Source organism: Thiohalophilus sp., assembly GCF_031581315.1.
Classification (GTDB): domain Bacteria; phylum Pseudomonadota; class Gammaproteobacteria; order UBA6429; family Thiohalophilaceae; genus Thiohalophilus.
This window is the reverse complement of record NZ_JAVLAZ010000150.1, coordinates 1-3,112: the sequence shown is the minus strand read 5'-3', so window position 1 is coordinate 3,112 and position 3,112 is coordinate 1. Positions and strand designations below refer to the sequence as shown.

Genomic DNA, 3,112 nt, shown 5'->3' with positions numbered 1-3,112 from the left:
AGCGCCCCTACTTTCCGCAAAAGGAGATGCTCGCCTTTCATCACCGGGCACAGCGCGCGGATTTTTTTGTCAGCGATTTCGAACACACAATGCAACAGACCCGACGGGGCGATGTCATCTATTGCGATCCGCCCTACGTGCCACTATCGACCTCCGCCAACTTCACTACCTACAGCGCCGGTGGCTTCAGTCTGGACGATCAACAATACCTGGCCGATCTGGCACAAAGCTGTGCAGGACGAAACATCCCGGTATTGATCTCCAATCACAACACGGCCTACACACGCAAAATCTATCAACAGGCCGATAAAAACAAACGCTTCAAGGTACAGCGCTATATCAGCTGCAACGGGAAAAAGCGCAACAGCGCCGGTGAGATTCTGGCGCTGTTCAAATAAAACGGGCGGTATAATTGCCACCCGTTTTATGTCTTACTCCATCAATTCCACTGACGCGGTGCGCATTATTATTTTTTTCTATGAAATGGACACCGTTTCGTAACGCATAGTATCAGGCCACCCGAGTGCCAAATCGGTATTCTTACCCCAACGAGCCTTGATTGTCTCAATAGCACTCTTGTCGATAACGTGGTTTATCTTCCGCTATCGCCCAACGAAGCCGTGCCGCGGTCTGCCTGCCAATTCCCGGCACAGCCTCAAGCTCCGTCGGATCGGCGGCCATCACCGCTTGAACCGTACCAAACCGCTCCAACAGTCGGGCGGCAAGTTCCGGCCCGATGCCCGGACGGTGCGTGGGACGCACCCCAATTCCAAATTGAGGCAAAAACGCCCTGTAGCGCTGCGCGCATCCGGGTCTGCAACTGTGCGTCAATCGGCTCCTAACAGATCCTTCGGGAAAACCCGGGACCTTGCCTCTGGCACCTGTTCTGTGGGAGGGGCTTTCAGCCGCGACCTTTCGAATCCAGGCAAGTCACCGATGGAATCACCACCTACAAAGCCTTGAGGGCATTCGTTCAGTGCAAGTTTTTGTTGAGGCAGCATTTTTTGTATTTTTTGCCACTGCCGCAGGGGCAGGGATCGTTGCGGCCGACCTTGGGTGACTGGCGTTGCCAGGGTTGCTGAAAGGTCGCATTGGCATCAAATGCAAAGGGTGGAATGCCGTCATCGACCAACAGTTCGTCTTGCTCCTCCAATCTGTCCAGATCTTCCTCCAGCCAGCGCCGCTGACGCTGTTCGATGGCCGCCAGATCATAAAACTGCCAGGGATTGGCGAACCGTTCCCAGTCGGGCTGGTCGGTATTGCGAGCAAAGCTCTCATCGATCGACTTCCTGTCAAAGCTCCGATCGAAGTCTTGCTGGCGATCGGCGAGGTGTTCCAGCAGAGAACGATGCCGTTCCCTTGGAAAATCGAGCAGATGCAGGGAGATTAGCATGCGCAGGGTCCAGTCCTCCGATTCCTCGGCGGCAATCCGCGCCAGGCGATCGAGGGTTTCCTCCAACATCGCGCCGCCCTCGCGACCGGCCGCCGCCAGAATAACTTCGGCCATGAAACTGCGCGGATACCAGTCGTATTGTTTATCCTCGAGCGCCGTATGCCATTGCCCGAGCACGGTACCGGGTTTATTGTGCATCAGCGCCGGCCAGTAACCGGCCAGCCATTCCTGCAGGTTATCCTCGTCACCAGTGACAATGGCAAAAAAATAGTCCATTAGCAGTTGCTCGGCCCGTTCCCCGGACATCAGACCGAGGATCATCACCGCATGCAGCGGCAGCCAAAACCGTTCATCGTCCGCGGCCTCCCACGTTGGCCGGGTTTGCAGGAAAGCCTCCAGTTGCGCCAGCATGGCATCGCCGCGACGGGCGCATTCGTCGATGAGGTTGCGCGGCACACGATCGCCGTGCTCCGCCAGTTCATCGAACAACGCCGCCTCCGACATGGCGGTCAGTTCATTCTCTGCGTATACCGGTGACGTTGGTAAAAAGTCCTCGACCTCCAGGCCCAGCATCTCGTTGACCGGTTCGATATTAAACTCGGCCGGGTCGAACTCCTCTCCGAGCCACTCGAGCGCGTCGTCATGCGCCTCGTGTGCCGGATCGGCCAGCGCCGCCAGCAGGTTGGCGTACCCCGGTGGCCCGCCACAGTCCTCGGGCGGACAGGCACCCTCGCCGGCCAGACAGCGGGGAGACGTCGTCTCCGCTTCGGGAACCAGAACCTGTTCGATTTTCAGCTCATGTTCCCAACCGTCACCGAAGTCATAGTCGTACACAATGGTGTCGCCTTCACCGACAAGGTCGGCCAGTGTGACGTCGAATTCGTCCTGCTCTGCCTGGGGTAGTGAGGCCGGATCACCATAGAGCCGCTTGCCGATTCGAAAGGCGTGCGGATGCGCGTCCTCCCAGCCCATGGCGATCTGGATGATCGAGTGCAGATCGCCCAGTTCGGTATCGGCCGTCACCTCGATCCGCCGCCAGACCGACGGCTCGACATGGCGCAGGCAAACCAGAATGCGGTAAATCTTGTTCATAGGTTCACGTGACCCGTTTTGTGTATTGTAATTGGCATATCAGTTCAGCGGAATAACATGATCGCCCTGATGACGGTAAAGCTGCCAGTCGCTGTCGCCGTTGCGACAGGCGCCAAAGCGAAACGGCACGTTGCGCGCATCCCCCAGGATAAAACGATGGTCCTGGTACCAGGCACACAGCCCCTGCTCGCGCTGCTCGATACGATACAGGGCGGGGAACAGCATGAAATCCCGAATATCCTTCAATATATCCTGCCGCCAGACATCGCGTGCCAGTTCGCGCCCGGCACCTTCGCCATAACGGGACAACGTCTGCCAGCTGAGCTGGTTCCACGGCCGATAAATGGCATTGATGCGTTCGAGTATCCCCGCCTGCTCCCCTGAGGCAGGTATTACCTGCTGGCGATGCAGGTTCACATAACTCACGTGATAGTGCTGAGGTTGCTCGATGACGATCTTCCAGTTAAACGGCGACAGCGGTTGCGGCAGGGCATGCACTTTGGCCTGTTCCAGACTGTGCTGCTGGACATATTCCCGACCCAGATCACGCACCTGCCAGGCCTGAAAATGTTGCAGTCCGATATACATCGCCAGCGTGGCCAGACCGACCAGCGCCACCTGTTGACC

General features: G+C 57.6%; 3 protein-coding genes and 1 pseudogene. 1 reads left to right on the top strand and 3 read right to left on the bottom strand.

The genetic code is table 11. The features are described from left to right. A partial coding sequence (locus RI563_RS12960) for a DNA adenine methylase (RefSeq protein WP_310694802.1) occupies positions 1–398 on the top strand: 398 nt, incomplete at its 5' end. A 166-nt stretch (positions 399–564) separates the two neighbouring features. Here RI563_RS12960 and RI563_RS13460 read toward each other — a convergent pair. The 3 genes and pseudogenes from RI563_RS13460 to RI563_RS12950 form a co-directional block, all read right to left on the bottom strand. Continuing rightward, entirely contained in the window at positions 565–762 is a 198-nt protein-coding gene (locus RI563_RS13460; protein ID WP_411293586.1) for a helix-hairpin-helix domain-containing protein, read from the bottom strand. A gap of 211 nt (positions 763–973) precedes the next feature. Further along, positions 974–2,485, bottom strand: a complete 1,512-nt coding sequence (locus RI563_RS12955) for an IS1096 element passenger TnpR family protein (RefSeq protein ID WP_310694801.1) — start codon at positions 2,483–2,485, stop codon at positions 974–976. A 39-nt stretch (positions 2,486–2,524) separates the two neighbouring features. After that, positions 2,525–3,112 (bottom strand): annotated as a pseudogene (locus RI563_RS12950) (metal-dependent hydrolase); the annotation flags it as partial.

Bases quoted from the DNA above. Each gene is read 5' to 3' on its own strand.
- RI563_RS12955 (WP_310694801.1), bottom strand. From the start codon at position 2,485: ATGAACAAGATTTACCGCATTCTGGTTTGCCTGCGCCATGTCGAGCCG.